The organism is Pseudomonas sp. AKS31 (assembly GCF_023634765.1).
Classification (GTDB): Bacteria; Pseudomonadota; Gammaproteobacteria; order Pseudomonadales; family Pseudomonadaceae; genus Aquipseudomonas.
The window spans coordinates 1-20,223 of sequence record NZ_JAMLFX010000002.1 but is presented as its reverse complement, the minus strand read 5'-3'; the positions used below and the strand labels follow the sequence as shown (position 1 = coordinate 20,223).

Genomic DNA, 20,223 nt, shown 5'->3' with positions numbered 1-20,223 from the left:
TGCATGCGGGGCGCAATTAACATTTCAAATCGGTGTTTATGACCGGTGGCCGCGCTTGTGTAACTGGCACCCTTCTGTAGGTGCACGTTCAGAGCTGTGGTAAACAATTGCCCACTTTCACTTCTCTCATTGAGGCTCTGTTCATGCCGCACGTTGCCAATCTGTTGACCGCTGCCCTCCTCTCCGTGCTCGCCACCAGCGCTCACGCCGCCGCGCCCGGCGAAACCTTGAAGCCACTACTGGAAACGCTGAACGAACGCCTGAACATCGGCGACCTCGTCGCGCTGACCAAATGGGACAGCGGCAAGCCGGTACAGGACAGTCCTCGTGAGGCGCAGGTGATCGCCAATGCGCGAACGCTGGCCACCGAGCGCAAGCTTGACCCTGAAGACGTGGCGCAACTGATTGCGGCGCAAATGGAGGCTAACAAATTGGTGCAGTACGGGTTGCTCGCGCAATGGCAGGCGGCCGGTGCCGCACCGGACACGCCGCGTCCCGACCTGGGCAAGCAGATTCGCCCGCGTCTGGATGAGTTGCAAACCCGCCTGCTGCAGCAATACGCCGCCTTCGCGCCGTATCGCCATGACGCTAATTGCCCGGCGTGGCTGGCCAAGGCGCGCAGTGGCCTGACCCGCGATGCGCTGCATGAACTGGCTTTGACGCGGGCGACTGGTGAACTGTGTGTTCGGGTGGCGAAGTCGCTCTGAGAAAACGGCCAGATCAAAAGATCGCAGCCTGCGGCAGCTCCTACAAGGGGATTGGTGAACCATCATTGCGGTCGATGTTCACCATCACGTCAATGAAGTTCTCATAAAAAATCCACGGCGTAACATCGGCTCCAGACAAACAACTACCCCTTGGAGCACACGATCATGAAACGCCAGACCCTTCTCAGCATCGCTTTCTCGGTTTTCGCCATTAACGCTTTTGCCGCCACCCCGGCACACACCCAAGTCGCAGAAGGCGGCTCGGACAAGTTGATTGAAAGTCGTGTTGCTGAGGGCGGTTCTGATCGTCTGATCGAACGCCGCGTTGCCGAAGGTGGTTCCGATCGTCTGATCGAACGCCGCGTCGCTGAAGGTGGTTCCGATCGTCTGATCGAACGCCGCGTTGCTGAAGGTGGTTCTGATCGTCTGATCGAACGCCGCGTTGCCGAAGGTGGTTCTGATCGTCTGATCGAACGCCGCGTCGCATAAATCACTGATTTCACCGCAATCCCCTAAAAGCCCGGCCTGATCAGCCGGGCTTTTTCACGTCCGCCGCCATCCATTCCCCGACTGGCCACCCACGGCCCATTGCGCATACCATGCGGCGACAATTCCAAAACAGACCTCGACAGCACATGCTCAAAGCCAGTCTGCGTAGCCACCTCACCCTTTGGTTCGCCGGTTTGTCCCTGCTGACGCTGCTAAGCGTGGGCTTCTATGTCGGCCATATCGCCACTGAACAAATGAAGCAGGCCAGCGGCAATGCGTTGCTCAACACCGCGCGTTCGGCCGCATCGTTGTTGGGCGAGAAACTGCGTGAACGCCAGTTGGAGGTGTATCTGCTCAGCCGTGCGCCGCATCTGGAGCGTGGCGATCTGGACAACCCGTCCATTTTGAAATCGATGCAACTGCGCACCCAGGCGCGCGCCGAGTATGCGTGGATGGGCGTCACTGATGCCGAGGGCAAGGTGCATCAAGCGGTGAACGACCTGCTGGTCGGCCAATCGGTGCAACAACGCCCGTGGTTCCAGGCCGGGATGCGCGGTGAGTACACCGGCGATCCCCATGAGGCAGTGCTGCTGGCGAAAAAGCTGCCGGCCCTGCCGAACGGTGAACCGTTGCGCTTCATCGATTTCGCCGCGCCGATCCGCAACGCCGACGGTCAGGTGATTGGCGTACTGGGCGCCCACGCGCACTGGAGCTGGGTGACACGCATTGTCGAGTCGGCGGCGTTCTCGCACAAAAATTCAACGCCGGATATCGAAGCGTTGATCATTGATCACGATGGCAAGGTGCTGTACCCGGAAGCGCTGATGGGGCAACAACTGGCAACCGGCGCCAAGGGGCAAGGCTGGACCGCGGGCAATGGCTTCCTCACCAGCGTGGTCAACGTGCCGACGCCATCAAGCACCGCGCTGTCATGGTCGATTGCCGTACGCCAGCCTTTGGAAACCGCACTGCAACCGGCGCGCCTGCTGATGTACAAACTGCTGATCCTGGGCGTGGTCGCGGCGGTGCTGTTCGGCCTGGTGGCCTACTACCTGGCGCTGTACCTGAGCCGTCCGATCGAACAACTCGCGCGCTCGGCCCGGCAGGTGCAGAACCAGCAGCCCGGCGCACAATTCCCGCTGCAACACCCGGTGCTGGAAATCGCCCAGCTCGGCCAGTCCATTGATGCGATGACGCAATCACTGCTCGGCAAGGAGCGCGAGCTGCAAGAGGCCAATGCCTCGCTGGAAGCCACGGTGGCGCAACGCACTGCGGCGCTGACGCAAGCCAACGCCGAACTGCTGAGCCTGGCGACCCACGACAGCTTGACCGGCGTTTACAACCGTCGTCGCTTCGACGAGAAACTGACCGAATACACCCTGCTGTTCCGCCGCACCGGGCGGCCGTTTGCCCTGCTGCTGATCGATGCCGACCACTTCAAGCGCATCAATGACGGCCACGGCCACGCGGTGGGTGACGATGTGCTGCAGCAGTTGGCGCAGTTGATTCAGAGCAGCCTGCGCACCACCGATTTCGTCGCCCGCTACGGCGGCGAAGAATTCGCCGTGCTCTTGCCGGAAATCGCCAAACCCGACACCCCGGAAGTCGTCGCCGAGAAGATCCGCGTGGCGGTCGCCGAAGCTCACTTCCCGGTGATCGGGCAAGTGACGGTGAGCATCGGCGTCGGCCTCGCGGACCCGGCAGACAACAGCCACAACGCACTGATCAAACGCGCCGATCAGCAGCTCTATCAAGCCAAAGCGGCGGGTCGTAACCAAGTGGCGTGATCAGGCCTTCTTCACTTCGCAAATCCCGTTGGCCTTGTTCTTCCCGGTGTAGGACACAGCAGGCGAACCATCGGGATTGATACTCAGGGAGATTGTCACGCCTGCCCCCTTGGCTTCGAAGTAGTTCTCATTGAATTTCTTCAACTTGCCTTCCTTGCCATTGATGTAGATCGGCCCGCCTTCATCGGCGTGCACTTCGATCTTGCCCGGGCATGTGGCGTTTAACAGGGGGATGCCGGCGTGTGCGAGTCCGGTGACGAGCAACAACGGCGCGGCCAGTAGCAAAGATTTCATGGTGGGCTCCTTAAGTGCGACGGTGAACCGGGCGATAGGTCAATAACGCATCAGTACCCTATCGACCCGTGGACAAGTGCAGCGTTCCGCGAACAAGATTGCTCTGTGCCGATTACTGTTTCAAGTGATCGACCACACAAACTCCCTGCAAGAGCTGCCGTTATCGCGAGAAGGTCTGGAGGTACGCCAACAGATTATCGAGCTTCTCCTCATCACTCAGCCCCCAGAAAATCATCCGCGTACCGGGCACTACACCTTTCGGATCCTTCAGATAGGCGATCAGCGTTTCGCGATCCCAGGTCACCCCCGAGTTCTTCATCGCATCCGAATACACATAGTTGGCCGACGTCCCGGCAGGCCGACCAATAATGCCATTGAGCTGCGGACCAAAACCCGGGCGAGCCGATTCTCCGACCTGATGGCAGCCGCCACACAGACGCGGGAAGATCTTCGCACCGGCTTCGGGGTCGCCTGCGGCGGAGGTGATCGTGCTGAACAGGCCGGTGGCGAGCATCAGCGCGAGTGACAGTGCAGCAGTGTTTTTCATCGAAAGTTCCGGATCGATCTGCATCGGGCGGCGCAAGGGTAGCATTTTGTTTTTACAGGTAAGCACCAATGATCTTCCTGACCATCATCAACGCCTGGCGCAACACCTCCATGTCCACCGAGCCCAACGCCAGGCGAATTGCATGGGGCGTATGGCTTGCCACGGAAAACGGTTCAGCGGTGGTGACCGAAATCTGCTCGTGCATCAGCTCGACGACAATCTGATCGGCGCGCACATCCTCCGGCAACGGTAACCACAGGAAATACGACGCCGGATGGCCAATGCCCGGCAGTCCTTTCAACACTTCGGTCGCCAGCGCTTGCCGCGCCTTGGCGTCATTGCGTTTCTGTTCCTCGAGCAGCGTCACCGTGCCGTCGTCGAGCCAGCCACAGGCGATGGCAGTCATGACGCCCGGGGTGTTCCAGGTCGTGGCGCGGATGATGCGTTCCAGTGCTGGCACCCCGTCGGTCGGGGCGGCGATGAAACCGACGCGCAGGCCTGTGGCGATGTTCTTCGACAGACCCGATACGTACACCGTGCGCTCCGGTGCCAGATCGATCAGCGTACGCGGTGGGTTTTCCACCAGAAACGCGTAGGCCGCGTCCTCGATAAGGGTCAGATCATGCCGGCGGGCGATCGCAACCAACTGCTCGCGCTGCGCCAGAGGCATCACCCAGCCCAATGGATTGTGCAACGTCGGCATGCTGTACACGGCACGCACCGAACGGCTCCGACAGAGTTTGTCCAACGCTGCGAGATCCGGCCCCTGCGCACTGAACGGAATCGCCACGACTTCCAGATGCAGTGCTTCGGCCAGCACTTTGAAGCCGGAATAGGTCAGCGCATCGGCGGCAATCACATCACCGGGTTTGAGCAGCGCCATCAGCGTCACCGCCAGGCCTTGCTGGGCACCGTTGACGATCAACACCTGCTCGGCCTCGACCTGCACGCCGCGCGTCAGCAGGTGCCGCGCGACCGACGCGCGCTCGTGGGCACGACCAGCGTGCGGCTGATAACGCAGCAAGGCTTCCAGGTCGCCGGACAACGCCAACTGGCGCAACGCGCTGCGCAACAAATCCGCCTGACCGGGCAACGACGGGTAATTGAAATTGAGGTCGATCATGCCGACCGCCACGTCTTTCTGATCGATGCCCTGCCCCGGCGACAACGAGGTTTCGCGAACAAACGTACCGCGCCCGGTCTCGCCGCTGATCAGGCCCATGGCCTCCAGTTCTGCGTACACCCGCGAGGCCGTGACCAGCGCCAGCCCTTCCTGAGCCGCTAATTGCCGATGGGTTGGCAGCCGTGTACCCGGCGGCAACTGCCCCGAACGAATGTCCGCCGCATAGGCGTCAACCAGTGTCTTGTAGCGCGAACGTGGCATGCCGGATGTATCCATGACAATTTTTTGATTGTGCTGATTCTCGGCTCTAGCATGAGCGCAACGCAACCCACTCTGAGCGTGAACGGTGATGGAAAGGACTTCGAATCTGACGACCCCGGCACTGGAAAAAACCAGTGGCTGGATCAACGGCTTTATCGGCGTGGTGATCTTCAGCGGTTCGCTGCCGGCCACGCGTCTGGCGGTGCTGGAGTTCGATCCGGTGTTTCTCACCGTGGTCCGCGCCGCCATCGCCGGGGTGTTGGCAGTGGCGCTGTTGTGGCTGTTTCGCGAGCGGCGCCCGGCGCGCAACCAGTGGTTGTCGCTGTTGATTGTCGCGATGGGCGTGGTGCTCGGCTTTCCACTGCTGACCGCACTGGCGCTGCAACACGTGACGTCGGCCCATTCGATTGTATTTGTTGGCTTGCTGCCTCTGGCCACGGCGATTTTTGCCGTGCTGCGCGGCGGTGAGCGGCCGCGACCGGTGTTCTGGATTTTCTCGATGCTCGGCAGCGCGCTGGTGGTCGGCTTCGCCCTCGCGCAAGGGCTGACGGCCTCGCCCACCGGTGACCTGCTGATGCTCGCCGCTATTCTGGCCTGCGGCCTCGGTTATGCCGAAGGCGCGAAGCTGTCGCGAACCCTCGGCGGCTGGCAGGTAATTTGCTGGGCGCTGGTGCTCGCGCTACCGCTCATGGCGGTATTGAGTCTGTGGCTGGCGCCCGCCTCGTTCAGCACGGTCAGTCTGTCGGCGTGGCTATGCCTGGGCTACGTGTCGCTGTTCAGCATGCTGATCGGTTTTGTGTTCTGGTATCGCGGTCTGGCTCAGGGCGGGATTGCCGCGGTGGGTCAGTTGCAATTACTGCAGCCGTTTTTCGGTCTGGCACTGGCGGCGACCCTGCTGCATGAACACGTCAGCGTCGGCATGCTCGCGGTGACATTGGGGGTGATCCTGTGTGTGGCCGGGGCGAAGAAATTCGCCAAATGATCCTCAGGCGCCCGCCTTCCACTCGCGCGGGCTGAGCCCGGTCTTGCGTCGAAACGCCCGGGCCAGCGCCGAAGGACTTTCGTAACCGACCTCCTCGGCAATCAGCGCAATCGGCTTGCCTTCGCGCAAGCGTTTCTGCGCCAGGCTGACGCGCCAGCTCAGCAGATAATCGGCCGGTGTCTGCCCGACGACCCGGCGAAACTGCTCGGCAAACCCGGCGCGGGACAGGTTGGCGACAGACGCCAGATCCGCCACGCTCCACGGTTTTTGCGGTTGCTCGTGCATCAGGTTCAAGGCACGGGACAGGCGTGGATCGGCCAGCCCGGCGATCATTCCCGGTTGTTGTTCGCGACTGCTGATCAAGTGCCGCAACAGCAGAATCACCAGCAATTCGAACAGGCGATCCATCACCGCCACCCGTCCGCAATGACCTTCGAACGCTTCCTTGAACAGCCATTCCACGGTGTTGCCCAACTCCGGAATGTCCGTCAGTTTCAGCACCAGATAATCCGGCAGCGCCGCCGCCAGTGCATTACCGGAGCCGCCGTCAAACGTCAGCGATGCGCAGACCAATCGGGTGTCCATGGCTTCGTCGGCGGACATGCGATGGGCGAAAGGTCGGGGGAAAAAGATCAACGAAGGTTCGCTCAGGCGGATCTCCCGCTCGCTGCCCGGTTTGAGCAGCAACTCGCCGGCCTGCAATAAGTGCACGTGCCCGACCGGTTCGTTGTCATGGACGCTGACGCCGCAAAACGCGCCGCTGTGGAACGTACCGGCATTCACGCCGAAATGGCTGAGCAGTGTTGAAAGACGATCCATGGTCGACTCCAAGGGCATATCTGGACGATCTGCCGCATATCGTCGACGATTTGCCGCCAATCCACCAGCCCGGCTCAATAACATGACCTCCATCCCCGGCGCACTTCGCACCGGACTTTCGGAGAATCACCATGAGCCGCATCCACGCTATCAGCCTCGAAAACGCCGCCGACGCCAGCCGCCCTGTGCTGGAAGGTGTGAAAAAGAAAATCGGTTTCCTGCCCAACGTCTTCACCACCCTGGCGAAAGCGCCGGTGGCCCTCGAAACCTACGTGCAAGCCTCGGCGATCCTCGGCAAGACTTCGTTGAGCGCCCAAGAAAAAGAAGCCGTTTACCTCGCCACCTCGCAGGTCAACGGTTGCGATTACTGCCTGGCGGCGCACACTTTGTTTGCCGGCAAGGCCGGGCTGTCGGCACAGGACATCGTCGCCGCACGTCAGGGCGAACTCAACGCCTACGCCACCCTCGCCCGCCAGTTGACTGAAAGTCGCGGCCACTTGAGTGATGAACAGATCGCCGCCGCCCGCGCTGCCGGTATCGACGACGTGAAAATCATTGAAGTGATTGCGCTGGTGGCCGTGCAGAGTCTGACCAACTACCTGAACAATGCGGCGCTGACGGATATCGATTTCCCGGCCATCGATGCCTGATCAAAAGGTAACAAACACTGTGGCGAGGGCGCTTGCTCCCGCCGGAATGCGCAGCAACCCCTCAATATTGTGTGGGGCGTATCGTCTCCGGCGGGAGCCGGCGCCCTTGTCACAAATCGTTTTGTCTCACGCATCGTGCAATGATGTGCGCAGACCTGAAGAAAACAGTTTCACTGCGAGCGGGCGTGCTGAAACCAAACACCGCGCGCAAAGGTCTTTCTTCACACGCAGACGCCCGGAAAGACACGATCCCCATGACAGACTGGTTGCAAGACAACGGCGCGATGGCCGAGCAGATTCGACGCCATGATTGGGCAAGCACCCCGCTGGGTCCGCTGCAAAACTGGCCTGATGTGCTCAAGACTACGGTCTCGCTGAGTCTTGCCTCGCACTTCCCTCAAGCCATCGTTTGGGGGCGGGAACTGATCACCCTGTTCAACGATGCCTTCGTGCCGATTCTCGGCGATAAACCGAACGCCCTGGGAAGACCTTTCAGCAAGATCTGGGAAGAAGCCTGGAGCGAGATCGGCCCGATTGCCGATGCGGCGTACGCCGGGCAAGCCACTTACATCGAAAACTTTGCGCTGACCATCGAACGGGGCAGCGGACCGGAGCAGGCGTTTTTTACCTTCTGCTACAGCCCGATTCGCGACTCGCTTGGCAACGTGGTCGGCATGCTCGATACCGTTACGGAAACCACCCAGACGGTTTTTCTCAACCAGCGCCTGGCCGTGCTTGAGGCGCTCGGCAACGCCGTTGCCAACGCGACCGATGCGCAAGCCATTCTCGCCATTACCACGCGCCTGATGGTCGAGCATCTGCAGCTGTCCAACTGCGCCTACGCCGACATGGACGCCGATGAAGACGGTTTCACCATTCGCGGCGATTGGGCGGCGCCCGGCTCGCCAAGCATCGTCGGCCACTATCAACTGCGTGACTTCGGCGAGAAAGCCGTGACCTCGCTGCGTGCCGGCGAACCGCTGATCATCCATGACAACCGCAGCGAACTGGCCCCTGAAGAATCGGCAACCTTCCAGGCCATCGGCATCACTGCCACCATTTGCGTGCCGTTGATCAAGCAAGGACGACTGACCGCACTGATGGCGGTGCACGACAATGTGCCGCGAGTCTGGTCGCGCTTCGAACAGTCGCTGCTGAGCGAAGTCACCGAGCGTTGCTGGGCGCACATCGAACGGGTCCGCGCCGATGCCAACGTGCGTGAAGGCCTGCTGGCGCTGGCGGAACTGAATGCCACGCTGGAACAACGGGTCGAGGAACGCAGCTTGCGGCTGGCCGAAACGGAGTCGGCGCTGCGCCAGTCACAAAAGCTTGAAGCCATCGGCCAGTTGACCGGTGGTGTGGCCCATGATTTCAACAATCTGCTGACCATCATTCGCTCGTCAGTGGATTTCCTGCGCCAGCCCGACCTGCCGCAGGAGCGTCGCCAGCGCTATATGCGCGCGGTTTCCGACACCGTCGAGCGCGCCTCCAAGCTGACCAGCCAGTTACTCGCTTTTGCCCGGCGTCAGCCGCTCAACCCGCAAGTGGTCGATGCGGGCGAACGTTTGGCGAATATCGGTGAAATGCTCGAGTCTGTGACGGGCGCGCAAATTCATGTCAGCGTCGAACGGCCCGATCACCCCTGCTATATCCGCGTCGATCTGAGTCAGTTCGAAACCGCAGTGATCAATATTGCGCTCAACGCCCGTGATGCCATGAATGGCCAGGGCCAGCTGAAGTTGCGCCTTGAGTGCGACCAGCCACTGCCAGCGATTCGCGGCCATGCCGGCGCCAGCGGCCCGTTTGTGTCCATCGCCCTGGCGGACACCGGCGGCGGTATCGATGCGCAAACCCTTGAGCATATTTTCGAACCGTTCTTCACCACTAAGGATGTCGGCAAAGGCACAGGGCTGGGGTTATCGCAAGTGTTCGGCTTTGCCAAGCAATCGGGCGGCAATGTCGATGTGTCCAGCCTGGTCGGTCACGGAACGGAGTTCACCCTGTACCTGCCCCAGGTACCGGCGGTTGCGCCGCAGGCCGGCGAGACGTCGGACGAAGGCGAACTGCAGGCACCGCATGAAAAGCGCCGGGTGCTGGTGGTCGAGGACAATCTGGACGTTGGCCGCTTCGCCAATCAGATCCTGCAGGATCTGGGCTATGACACGACATGGGCTACCAACGCCGAAGAAGCCTTGCAACTGGCTGGTGACGACGCAAGGGCTTTCGACGCCGTGTTTTCCGATGTCGTCATGCCCGGCATTACGGGCGTGGCGCTCGCCAGGGAATTGCGCCGTCGCCGCCCGGATCTGCCCGTGATACTGACATCCGGCTACAGTGAAGAACTGGCGCGCTGCGGTCACGAGGGTTTCGAGTTTCTGGCCAAGCCCTACTCGGCCGATCAGGTCTCGCGGATTCTCGGCAAGACCTGGCTCAAGACGTCAGCGACAGTGCCTTCAGTCGTGGTCGACACCGGCGCGCTTGAGTAATTTCTTGCAGCGCTCGGACAGGTGAAACACCTGCAAATGCTTACCAGCCTTGGCATAGCGCTCGCGCAGAGTCTTCAACGCCGCAATTGCCGAGTAATCGACAAAACTCAGATGTCGGCAATCCAGCGTCACGCGCGCAGGATCGTTGGCCGGGTCGAACTGGTTGAGGAACGGTGTGGTCGAGGCAAAAAACAACGTGCCATGCAGACGATAAAGCTTGCTGCCGTCGGCCTCCAGATGTTCATCGGCGTACAGCTCACGGGCCTGCTGCCAGGCAAAGTTGAGCGCGGCGATGATGATGCCGCACAGCACCGCAGTGGCCAGATCGGTGAACACGGTGATGGTGGTCACGGCGATGATCACCAGCACATCGTTGAGCGGCACTTTGTTGGCCACCCGCAACGACGCCCAGGCGAAGGTCTGCTGCGACACCACGAACATCACGCCGACCAGCGCCGCCAGCGGGATACGCTCGATCAGCGGCGACAGAAACAGGATGAACAACAGAATCAGCACGCCAGCGACCACACCGGACAAGCGCCCGCGCCCGCCGGAACTGAGGTTGATCACGGTCTGGCCGATCATCGCGCAACCGCCCATGCCACCGAATGCGCCCGAAACCATGTTGGCCGCACCGAGCGCCACGCACTCGCGATCCGGGTAGCCACGGGTTTCGGTGATTTCGTCGGTGAGGTTGAGGGTCAGCAGGGTTTCCAGCAGACCGACCAGGGCCATCAATATCGCGTAGGGCGCAATGATGCGCAGGGTTTCAAGATTCCACGGGATGTCCGGCAAGGCGAACGTCGGCAAGCCGCCGGCGATGTGTGCCATGTCGCCAAGGGTGCGGGTCGGTAGGCCGAACAGGTAGACCAGCAGGCCGACACCGAGGATCGCCACCAGTGCCGGCGGCACCGCGCGGGTCAGGCGCGGCAGGATGTAGACGATGGCCATGGTCAGCGCCACCAGCCCGGTCATCAGGTACAACGGCGTACCGCTGAGCCAGTCTTCACCGCTCTTGAAATGTTCCAGTTGTGCCAGCGCAATGATGATCGCCAGGCCGTTGACGAAGCCGAGCATCACCGGGTGCGGCACCATGCGCACCAGTTTGCCCAAGCGCAGCAGCCCGAACGCCATCATGATCAGACCGCCGAGCAACACCGTCGCCAGCAAATACTGCACGCCGTGTTGCACCACCAGCGCGACGATGACCACGGCCATCGAACCCGCCGCGCCGGAGACCATGCCCGGCCGCCCGCCGAACAACGCCGTCAGCGTGCAAATGATGAACGCGCCATACAGCCCCATCAGCGGATTGAGGTGAGCCACCAGCGCGAAAGCAATGCATTCGGGCAACAGGGCAAACGAGGTGGTGAGTCCGGCCAGGACATCGGCGCGCAGACGAATCGGTTTCATGGCTTACCTGATTGAGCAGCCGTCGAGCGCGGCTGCAGATGTTCGGAAAAAAGAGGGTTGCGGATGTTACGGAATTGTCGCGGATCGGGCCAGTGAACACTGACACTTGTCGATCCGGGCTTTATGCTGGCGCGTTCCTGTATCCATTGAGTTCGATATGTCTGCATTTCTGAGCGCCCGCGAGGTCTGCCAGCGTCTGCGTGAAGCGGCGCTGGGCGTGCTCGCTTTGAAAATCTGCGAATGGCCTGCCGCCGCCGGGCTGGTGACGGTTGATATCGAGGGCTGGCAGTTGCGACTGGATGTTGAAGGTGGGCGGTTACACCACTGTGAATATGCCCGCAACAGCGACGGACAAGAAGGCGCGCTCGACAGTTGGCAGCGTTATGGCACCGATCCGGTAAGTTTGCTCAGTACCTGGGAGTTGGCGCAGATCGAGCGATTGCTCAACGCGCAAACGAACGAGGTTGCTCAATGATGGCACTCTGCCCATAATTCGCGCCCTCCTCTATTCCCACGCAAGGAACTGCCGTGAAGAAGTCGCTGTTGTTGATCCCGATGCTGGCCCTGCTGCTGCAAGGCTGTGGCATGACCATGACCCGTTACGAGCCAAGCTTCGAGAACGTGCAAAAGCTCAAACACACCCCGCCGCTGCACGCGATCAGCAACCCTCAGGTCACGGCCGAATCCGGTGAAGGTTCGCTGGTGGTCCGCGCCAACCCGGTTCGCTCGCCGTCCGGCAGCATTCCGGCGCACATTCAGGACGCGATCACCGAAGAACTGCGCAAGGCCGGCCTGCTCGATCCGCAGGCTCAACGTCAGTTGAAAGTGCTGGTGGTGAAAAACGAACTGTCCGCCGGCATGGGCACCGGCGACGGCAAACTGGCCGCCCGCTTCACCCTGCTCAACGGCAACGATGTGGTGTACGACGCCACCAAGAATGTCAGCAGCCAGTGGAGCAGCAGCTTCTTCGGGTTCATTGCGATCCCGAATGCGGTCAACGCTTACAACCCGATGGTGCGTGACCTGCTGAAGGAACTGTACAGCGATCCACAGTTCATTCAGGCCCTGAAGTAAGGGCAAAAAAAAGAGCCGCGATTGCGGCTCTTTTTTTTCGCTTCAGGCCCGTGGAATGCGGGTTTCGAGTGCCGAGTATTTCAGGTTCTTGCTATCAACCATCTGCTTGAGCAGCGCGTTGACCTGACGGGTGAAGGTGTCATTCACCGCGTCTTTAGGCGTGTTGGCCATCAGCGGGATGAACCAGATGCCGATCCAGGTACCGATCGCATCGTGGTTGCTCGCGGTGGTCAGGGCCTGACCTTGGCCGTCCATGCCTTCCAGGCTCAAGGTGTACTGATCGGTGCCGTACGCCGGGATCACCATCATGCTGAAGCCGCTGATGAAGGCCAGCACCATGGAACCGGCATTCGGTGGATGGTTGTACATTTTCAGACGCAGGCTGTAATCGCCCGGCTGCTTCTGGAACTCGTCCAGGGTGACACGGCCGAACAGACCCGAGTCAGTGAGGATTTTTTGCAGCTGTGGTTTCAGTTGATCACGTGCTTGCGGCACTTCCACGGCGGAGCCGCTTTTCGGCTCGCCCTGATAGAAGTCGAAATCTACGTAGACGTTTGGCTTGTTGGTGTAGTTGGCCACCGACGGCATGGTCACCGGCGCGACTTCGTCTTTGGTGAAACTGGCACAACCGCCCAGCGCAAGTACCAGCCCCAGCGCCAGCATTTTCCCGAATTGCATGATGTCCGTCCCTATGTGTACAAAACCAAATGATGGCATAGAGCCTTCATTGCGAAGGCCGGGCGGATTCTAGAGAGAGTGGCCTTCGGGCGAAAGCCTGAATCGGGCAAATCGGCAAAAAAACTTGCTCAGCCCTGCTGCAAGTCGAGATTGCCGGTTTATTAACGGCTGTCGCGCACGTAGCCGAAGGAAAACGGCGACACTGAGCTAGTACACGGGGCAGACTGAATGCGGATCAGGGCATGAAATCCACGGGTAGTTCCAGTTGAGCTTTCATGCGCTCATTCCAGGCTTGCAAGGCCTCAGGTAGACGGTTTTTCCAGTTTGAAGCGTTGGTGTAATAGCGCAGGCGTGACTGACCGCTATCGTCGTAAGTCACCAGCAACACCCAGAATCGGGCATCGTCTGAACGCATCACAATGCCGGTGCCGCCGAGGCCGCGCATCCACATCTCCCAGACCTGACTGCCCGGCACATCTGTGCCTGGCTCGCCAGTCATCAAGGAGCCGGACTTTTCCACCAGCGTCTGATAATCGGTCTTGAGCAACGTGTGCAGTGCCTGGTTTTCTTCCGGTGTTTGCGCCAGCCCCAGGCTGAGCATGTCGTAATCCAGCGTCAGCGGTTGCTGCGAAGCGACAAAACGACCGGTGTAGTAGACGCCCAACCCGGCACTGCAATATCCGCCTGCACCCACGAGCGAAATATCCAGCACACCGTTGATGGGAGTGAACAACAGGGTGCACTCGTCTTCCGAGTAAACGGCCTTACCGTCCTTGAGTGTGGCGATGCCATCCAGATCACCGGAGTTGGCGCCCTCAGCCGCCGTGATGTCGATGCTGATGTGCGTGGGATCGCGGCGCTGGGTTATCACAGTCGCCGACGTTGAAGTACCCGGCGGAATGAGCTGCCAGGTCGCGTCCCAACTGAAGGGCTGGGTGGCGTGTTCCAGTTCGGTCAGGCGCATTAAATACTGGCGACGCAAACAGGCGGTCTGATCGCCACAGGTGTTGCGGTTTTTCAGCCACTGCCGCTGGTCTGCCTTGAGGGCTTTGGGATCGGCAACGTTGGTCAATGTCGATTGCCACAGTTTGCCCAGCTTCTCGTCGAGCAGCGAAATCTGCGGATCGCCACAAATGGCTTTTTCAGTTTTGCTGTTGGCCGTGGCGCAATCGTAACTGCTGGCTTGGGTAACACAGGTAAACGCAAGGGACATCAGCGCCAAGGCATGACGCAGGGAGATCGCGAACATCGAGAGATTCCATTCTTCGGACGGCGCGCAGTATGCCAGTGCTGCCAGCGGAAATCCCTGATGTACATAGCAATCAGGATTGTTCAATCACTGTGGGAGCGAGCCTGCTCGCGAAAGCGGTGGATCAGCCACTATCAATGTCGACTGACACACTGCCTTCGCGAGCAGGCTCGCTCCCACAAGGTTTTGTGTACGCTTCAGAACGTGATGTCGGCTGCGGGCTTGACATCGATACGCGCCACGGAGCCGGTCAGGTGCGCCAGATCCTTGTTGTGTTCGGCGATGATGTCTTCGGCGCTCATATTGCCGTTGTCAACGGTGGAATGCGCGTCGGCGGCGAGTACCACGTCATAACCCAGCTCATGAGCCTGGCGCACGGTGGCGTTGACGCAGTAGTCGGTTTGCAGACCGCAAATAACCAGTCGTTCGAAGTCTTCACTTGGCAATAATTTACCCAAGTCAGTCTGGTAAAACGAATCCGGGGTGGTCTTGCGTACGCGCAGGTCTTTCGGCGATGTCTCAAGCCCTTCGGCCAGATGCCAGCCTTCGGCGCCATAGGCCAACGGACTGTCCTTTTCTTCATGCTGGATCAGCACCACCGGCACGCCAGCCTTGCGCGCACGGACGCTTAAACCGTTGATGGTTTCGATCACGCGATGAATGTCATGACACTGATATTCGCCCGAGCAGAGGGCGCGCTGGACGTCGATGATCAGTAATGCGGTGGTCATGATGAGCCTTCCTTGATCAGTCCTTGAGACAGGGGCGGACATGAGCCCGCCCCCTTTTTACGCCCCTCAGTAACCCAGTGACAAGCCCGTATTGCGACGTGGATCGTTGGCGCCGTAGAAGCGGTTTTTGCCGACCGGTTTACCGCCCAGCGACGGCGCGCCGACCAGAATCGCGGCGATGTGATTGGCGTCCTGCGGCCCGGCAAACTTGTGCCCCCAGCTCTCGAGGATTTTCCTCGTGTCGGGACTGGCGGCGAAGTCTTCGAGGTTGGTTTCCTCCGGCATCCACTGCTGGTGGAAACGTGGCGCATCGACCGCCTCCTGCAGGCCCATGCCGTAGTCGATGACGTTGAGCATGGTCAGCAAGGTCGCGGTGATGATGCGACTGCCGCCCGGTGTACCGACGACCATCACCACTTTACCGTCCTTGGTGACAATGGTCGGGCTCATCGATGACAGCGGTGCCTTCCCAGGGGCGATGGCATTGGCTTCGCCCTGCACCAGACCGTACATGTTCGGCACGCCGACCTTGGAGGTGAAGTCGTCCATTTCGTCGTTAAGGATCACTCCGGTCTTGCTTGCCATCACACCCGCGCCGAACCAGTCGTTGAGGGTGTAGGTCACCGACACTGCATTGCCCCACTTGTCGACGATCGAATAGTGGGTGGTGTTGCTGCCTTCATGGGGCGCCACGCCGGGCTTGAGTTCAGCCGATACGCCGGCCTTTTGCGGCTGAATGGCGTCGCGCAGTTTGGTCGCGTAGTGCTTGTCCAGCAGATGCTCGATCGGGTTTTTGACGAAATCCGGATCGCCCAGGTAGCTGTTGCGATCGACATACGCGTGGCGCATGGCTTCGATCTGATAGTGCATGCCCTGCGCCGAATGGAAGCCCAGATCCTTCATCGGGTAGCCTTCGAGGATGTTCATGATCTGGCAGATCACCACCCCGCCAGAGCTTGGCGGTGGCGCCGAGACCACATGGTAACCACGGTAATCGCACTCCACCGGGGCCAGTTCGCGGGTCTTGTATTTGTCGAGGTCAGCCTGGGTGATGATGCCGTTGTTGGCCTGACTGGAGGTGACGATGGCGTCGGCGACCCAGCCTTTATAGAAGCCGTCGGCGCCTTTTTCGGAAATCGTGCGCAGGGTTTTGCCGAGATCTTTCTGCACCAGTTTCTGCCCGACCTGCATCGGCTCGCCGTTGTGCAGGAAAATCGAACCGGAGTCGCGCATGTCCTTTTTGAACACGTCGGTGGCGTACTCCAGCAGCTCGACGTCGCCTTGCTGCAGTTCGAAACCGTCTTCCGCCAGTTTGATCGCCGGCGCAATCATTTCCGTGCGCGGCTTGGTCCCGTATTTGCTCAGCGCCAGTTCCATGCCCGACACGGTGCCGGGCACGCCCACTGCCAGGTGGCCACGCGTACTCAGGTCGGGGATGACATTGCCTTCCTTATCGAGGTACATGTTAGCGGTGGCCGCCAGCGGCGCTTTCTCACGGAAATCGAGGAAGGTTTTGCGCCCATCCGCCAGTTGAATGGTCATGAAGCCACCTCCGCCGAGGTTGCCGGCTGCGGGATAGACCACCGCCAGCGCGTACCCCACGGCAACCGCTGCATCGACGGCGTTGCCGCCACTTTTCAATACGTCGACACCCACATGGGTGGCCAGATGTTGCGCGGTGACCACCATGCCGTTTTCCGCAGCAACCGGTGCCACCGACGCCGCGTGAGCCATGAGACAGCTGAGTGCCAGTGAGGTCGCTATCAGCGATTTGGCCAAAGGTTCGTACTTCATGAGTCGATCTCTTTTTTGTTTTCAGGGTCTGTGCAGAACAGAGGGGGAACGCTTCAAGAGCATCAAGCAGTATGGTCGGCTTTGCGTATTGCGCCTCCCCGATCAGGCAGTATGCTGGGCGCTGTTGCCGCCCTGATCCGGAGTCTGCCGTCATGTCTTACACGTTCATCACCCTGCCCTCGCCCGTCGGCGAGCTGAAGCTGGTCGCGAACGGTTCACGCCTGGCGGCCATCCTCTGGGAAAACGACAAACCGACACGGGTGCGCCTCGGGCCGATGAGTGAGGCCCCCGACAATCCGATCCTGATTCGAACCGCTCGACAACTTGAAGAATATTTTTCCGGAACTCGAAGTTGCTTCGATCTGGAACTGGATTTCGCCGGCACCGATTTTCAGAAAAAGGTATGGGCGGCGCTGCTGACCATTCCCTTTGGCCAGACGCGCACCTACAGCCAGATTGCCGAGCAAATAGGCAATCCCAGCGCCGTAAGGGCAGTGGGCGCAGCAAACGGACGCAATCCGATCTCCATTGTCGCGCCGTGTCATCGGGTGATCGGCGCGTCAGGGAAGCTGACCGGGTTTGCCGGAGGACTTGAGGCGAAAGAGCGCTTGCTGACACTTGAAAGTGGCGACTGGTCGCAGATTGGCAAAACCGGGGATTTGTTTTAGTCAGTCAATACAGATCAAGAGATCGCAGCCTTCGGCAGCTCCTACCTGGAATGCGTTTTCCTGTAGGAGCTGCCGAAGGTTGCGATCTTTTGATTTATTGGGCAAAAAGGTTATTCATCGCCGCATACTGCAACAGCATGATGGTCTTGGCGTCGCAGATCTCACCGCGCTGAAACGCCGCCAGCGCTTCGTCGAAGCTCCACTCCAGCACTTCCAGTTCTTCAGTCTCTTCTTCCAGACCGCCGCCCTCGCTGACCTTCGATGCCGCGTCGTATTCGGCAATGAAGAAGTGCAGCTTCTCGGTCACCGAACCGGGACTCATGTAGGCCTCGAACACCTTCTTCACATCGTGCACGCGATACCCGGTTTCCTCCTCGGCTTCATCGCGAATCCGTTGCTCCGGCGCAGCACCTTCGAGCAACCCGGCCGCCACTTCGATCAGCAAGCCATCATGGCCATTGACGAACACCGGCAAGCGGAACTGCCGGGTCAGCACCACCGTGCGCTGCTCGCGGTTGAACAGCAGAATCGCTGCGCCGTTACCACGGTCGTAGACCTCACGGGTCTGACGCTGCCACTCGCCGTTGTTACGGTGATAGTCGAAGGTGATTTTCTTCAGCAGATACCAGTCATGGGACAACACCTGAGTGTCGACGATGTTGACCCGCTCGGCTGTGTTGGACATGACGCCTGATCCTTTTGTCATTGAAGGCACCCGGGTAGGTGCTTTTTTGTGAACGAAAATACGAAACCCTATACCGCCCTACAAACCATGTCGAAACATCCTACAGATATCGCCTACTCGCCCGACTTCTTTCCTGATTGATCCCCCGCAAAGTCCGCGCACCTTTTTCTTCATGTGCGCGAGTGCTTGCCCATGCTTCAACCCGATCGGCTTCTGGCCCTGAACAACAGCATCGGCCTGCTCATTGTTGCCGCCCTGAATCCCGACGAGCCGGATTTTGACAACCTGATCAGCGAGTTTCGCCTGTGCCTGAACAACTACGACGCCTGGGCCGAGCAGTTCTGGACCGGAACCGCGCTGGATGTCGAGCAGGTCTTCACCGTCGGCAACGACGTGCGCCTCAGCGCGCCGATCAAGTCGCGCCAACCGCTCAGTTCATCGGTGGTCATGTGCTCGGCCAGCGGGGCGTTGACGCTGGTGCACATGTTCGAGGCCGCGCGTTTTGTGCCGATCGGCAACACCCCGGTAACCCTTGAACCGGTGATTGCCGATGTCGGCGGTGTGCTGACTTTCGGCGAAGCGCTGCACCACACCATCGGCCCCAGCGGCATTCTGCAGGTGACCGACTGCGATCGGGGCCAGCGTTATCGCATCACCTTCTTTCCCGATGTGTCCACCGACCATGTGCGTGCGCTGTATGCCTCTTATGAGGGTGTCATTGCAGGCCTGGAAGGCTGGCTGCGCGGGGAATGGCGCGAATTCCAGCCGCAGTGGACGGAGTTTTCCAGCGCCGGATTTCTTCAGCGTTACGGTCAGTTGCAACAGGCCGACTGGCGTGGATTCGAGAAAGCCCTGAATGGCGTTTGGGATGACATCAAACAGGTATTCGCCCTCCTCGCCGACCTGCAGGCCAACAGCGAAAAACTGCTGGAATACCTCAGCGAGGCCGAGCTTGAGGCGTTATTGAATGCCTCCAGCGAGTCCATCGCCAACGGCTTGCTGATCCTCAGTGACGAACCGTTGCTGTTCATTCATCTGGCCGCGTTTACCAGTTGGTTGAAAATGCTGCCGCCGCAATACCTCGCCGAAGTGGTGGCCGAGGTGCGGGTCGAACTGCTGATCAGTTTTCTGCTGATGGGGTTGTCGGGTGGCGTCGGCGTGCCGGTGCGTTTGAGCAGCAAGGTGCTGGCGAAGGTCAAGTCGCCACGGGCGCGGGAATGGCTGGCGGCGTCGGCTTTGCGCTTGGCCGAACTGACGTCCTCGGCGGATTTGACGCGGCATGCCAGCGTTTTGAAGCCGCTGATGCTCAATGTGCGTGACGTTGAGTTGAAACCGACACCGGCGATACCGCTGAACATTCGTCAGGCTGATTCTGTGATGTTGACGGTGCCGAATCCGGCGCCTGTTGTGCGGGACAAGTCTGGCGCTTCGAGCCGGCTGGAACGGCATGAGCCGCACGACGACTCGCCGGATCAGGCGAAAAACCCCAACGGCGACAGCGCTGATTGCGTCCCCTTCACCTGCACCAACGGTTGTCCGGTGTCGATGGTCACCGGCGAAGAACTGCTGACCCTGAACGATGCGCTGCTCGATGGCGTTTTGCCGTTTGAGTTCACCCGGTTGTACCGCTCCAGCGCCGCCGAGATCGATGTTGGGTTGGGGTTTGGCTGGAGTCATTCGCTGGCGCATCGGCTGGAATTTTTCGCTGATGAGGTTGTTTGGGTCGATCACGAAAACCGCCGCACCCGCTTTCCGTTGCCGAGTAGTGAGCGGCCAGCGATTCACA

Annotated in this window: 20 protein-coding genes; 10 read left to right on the top strand and 10 right to left on the bottom strand. The window is 60.1% G+C overall.

From position 1 onward, the window contains the following. Positions 1–143 precede the first annotated feature (143 nt). The 3 genes from M9827_RS06165 (at position 144) to M9827_RS06155 (ending at position 2,983) form a co-directional block, all read left to right on the top strand. Positions 144–707 carry a chorismate mutase gene (locus tag M9827_RS06165; protein ID WP_250604275.1) on the top strand — a complete coding sequence of 188 codons (564 nt, stop codon included), beginning with the start codon at positions 144–146 and terminating at the stop codon, positions 705–707. 165 nt (positions 708–872) lie between these two features. After that, complete coding sequence (locus M9827_RS06160) at positions 873–1,196, top strand: hypothetical protein (RefSeq protein WP_250604273.1); 324 nt, start codon at positions 873–875, stop codon at positions 1,194–1,196. A gap of 146 nt (positions 1,197–1,342) precedes the next feature. Then, positions 1,343–2,983 carry a sensor domain-containing diguanylate cyclase gene (locus M9827_RS06155; RefSeq protein ID WP_250604271.1) on the top strand — a complete coding sequence of 547 codons (1,641 nt, stop codon included), beginning with the start codon at positions 1,343–1,345 and terminating at the stop codon, positions 2,981–2,983. On the opposite strand, the gene M9827_RS06150 is transcribed toward M9827_RS06155, so the two are convergent. The 3 genes from M9827_RS06150 to M9827_RS06140 form a co-directional block, all read right to left on the bottom strand. Next, a complete protein-coding gene (locus M9827_RS06150) occupies positions 2,984–3,277 on the bottom strand; it encodes a hypothetical protein (protein ID WP_250604269.1) in 294 nt (97 codons plus the stop codon). A gap of 160 nt (positions 3,278–3,437) precedes the next feature. After that, positions 3,438–3,824, bottom strand: a complete 387-nt coding sequence (locus M9827_RS06145) for a c-type cytochrome (protein ID WP_250604267.1) — start codon at positions 3,822–3,824, stop codon at positions 3,438–3,440. Between the two features lie 52 nt (positions 3,825–3,876). Next, positions 3,877–5,208 carry an aminotransferase-like domain-containing protein gene (locus M9827_RS06140; protein ID WP_250604265.1) on the bottom strand — a complete coding sequence of 444 codons (1,332 nt, stop codon included), beginning with the start codon at positions 5,206–5,208 and terminating at the stop codon, positions 3,877–3,879. Between the two features lie 88 nt (positions 5,209–5,296). Here M9827_RS06140 and M9827_RS06135 point away from each other — a divergent pair, with 88 nt between their 5' ends. Further along, positions 5,297–6,190, top strand: a complete 894-nt coding sequence (locus M9827_RS06135) for a DMT family transporter (RefSeq protein WP_250604263.1) — start codon at positions 5,297–5,299, stop codon at positions 6,188–6,190. A gap of 3 nt (positions 6,191–6,193) precedes the next feature. On the opposite strand, the gene M9827_RS06130 is transcribed toward M9827_RS06135, so the two are convergent. Continuing rightward, entirely contained in the window at positions 6,194–7,009 is an 816-nt protein-coding gene (locus M9827_RS06130; RefSeq protein ID WP_250604261.1) for an AraC family transcriptional regulator, read from the bottom strand. A gap of 131 nt (positions 7,010–7,140) precedes the next feature. On the opposite strand from M9827_RS06130, the gene M9827_RS06125 reads away from it, so the two are divergent. Both M9827_RS06125 and M9827_RS06120 read left to right on the top strand, forming a co-directional pair. Beyond that, positions 7,141–7,659 (top strand): carboxymuconolactone decarboxylase family protein, encoded by a 519-nt coding sequence (locus M9827_RS06125; protein ID WP_250604259.1) that lies wholly within the window; start codon positions 7,141–7,143, stop codon positions 7,657–7,659. A 254-nt stretch (positions 7,660–7,913) separates the two neighbouring features. Further along, positions 7,914–10,145 (top strand): GAF domain-containing protein, encoded by a 2,232-nt coding sequence (locus tag M9827_RS06120; protein ID WP_250604257.1) that lies wholly within the window; start codon positions 7,914–7,916, stop codon positions 10,143–10,145. Here M9827_RS06120 and M9827_RS06115 read toward each other — a convergent pair. Next, positions 10,113–11,558, bottom strand: coding sequence for a SulP family inorganic anion transporter (locus tag M9827_RS06115; protein WP_250604255.1), 1,446 nt, complete (start codon positions 11,556–11,558; stop codon positions 10,113–10,115). The two genes, M9827_RS06120 and M9827_RS06115, sit on opposite strands and share 33 nt — an antisense overlap. A 157-nt stretch (positions 11,559–11,715) precedes the next feature. Between M9827_RS06115 and M9827_RS06110 the strand changes: the two genes are divergently transcribed. Together M9827_RS06110 and M9827_RS06105 are read left to right on the top strand one after the other, a co-directional pair. Continuing rightward, positions 11,716–12,033 carry a DUF7693 family protein gene (locus M9827_RS06110; protein ID WP_250604254.1) on the top strand — a complete coding sequence of 106 codons (318 nt, stop codon included), beginning with the start codon at positions 11,716–11,718 and terminating at the stop codon, positions 12,031–12,033. Between the two features lie 53 nt (positions 12,034–12,086). Next, positions 12,087–12,632: a hypothetical protein gene (locus M9827_RS06105; RefSeq protein WP_250604252.1), complete on the top strand. Its 546-nt coding sequence runs from the start codon at positions 12,087–12,089 to the stop codon at positions 12,630–12,632. 42 nt (positions 12,633–12,674) lie between these two features. Here the strand turns inward: M9827_RS06105 and M9827_RS06100 are convergent, their stop codons facing one another. From M9827_RS06100 to ggt, 4 genes are all read right to left on the bottom strand, one after another. Continuing rightward, positions 12,675–13,310, bottom strand: coding sequence for a hypothetical protein (locus M9827_RS06100; protein WP_250604250.1), 636 nt, complete (start codon positions 13,308–13,310; stop codon positions 12,675–12,677). Between the two features lie 235 nt (positions 13,311–13,545). Next, complete coding sequence (locus M9827_RS06095; RefSeq protein WP_250604248.1) at positions 13,546–14,559, bottom strand: lysozyme inhibitor LprI family protein; 1,014 nt, start codon at positions 14,557–14,559, stop codon at positions 13,546–13,548. A 197-nt stretch (positions 14,560–14,756) separates the two neighbouring features. Next, positions 14,757–15,290, bottom strand: a complete 534-nt coding sequence (locus M9827_RS06090; RefSeq protein ID WP_250604246.1) for a cysteine hydrolase family protein — start codon at positions 15,288–15,290, stop codon at positions 14,757–14,759. Between the two features lie 66 nt (positions 15,291–15,356). Further along, complete coding sequence (gene ggt / locus M9827_RS06085; protein ID WP_250604244.1) at positions 15,357–17,084, bottom strand: gamma-glutamyltransferase; 1,728 nt, start codon at positions 17,082–17,084, stop codon at positions 15,357–15,359. A gap of 152 nt (positions 17,085–17,236) precedes the next feature. Between ggt and M9827_RS06080 the strand changes: the two genes are divergently transcribed. Next, positions 17,237–17,752 (top strand): methylated-DNA--[protein]-cysteine S-methyltransferase, encoded by a 516-nt coding sequence (locus tag M9827_RS06080; RefSeq protein WP_250604242.1) that lies wholly within the window; start codon positions 17,237–17,239, stop codon positions 17,750–17,752. A gap of 94 nt (positions 17,753–17,846) precedes the next feature. On the opposite strand, the gene M9827_RS06075 is transcribed toward M9827_RS06080, so the two are convergent. Then, positions 17,847–18,437 (bottom strand): NUDIX domain-containing protein, encoded by a 591-nt coding sequence (locus tag M9827_RS06075; RefSeq protein ID WP_250604240.1) that lies wholly within the window; start codon positions 18,435–18,437, stop codon positions 17,847–17,849. Positions 18,438–18,629: 192 nt separating this feature from the next. On the opposite strand from M9827_RS06075, the gene M9827_RS06070 reads away from it, so the two are divergent. After that, positions 18,630–20,223, top strand: a 1,594-nt coding sequence (locus M9827_RS06070; RefSeq protein ID WP_250604238.1) for a DUF6531 domain-containing protein, incomplete at its 3' end; no start/stop codon positions are given.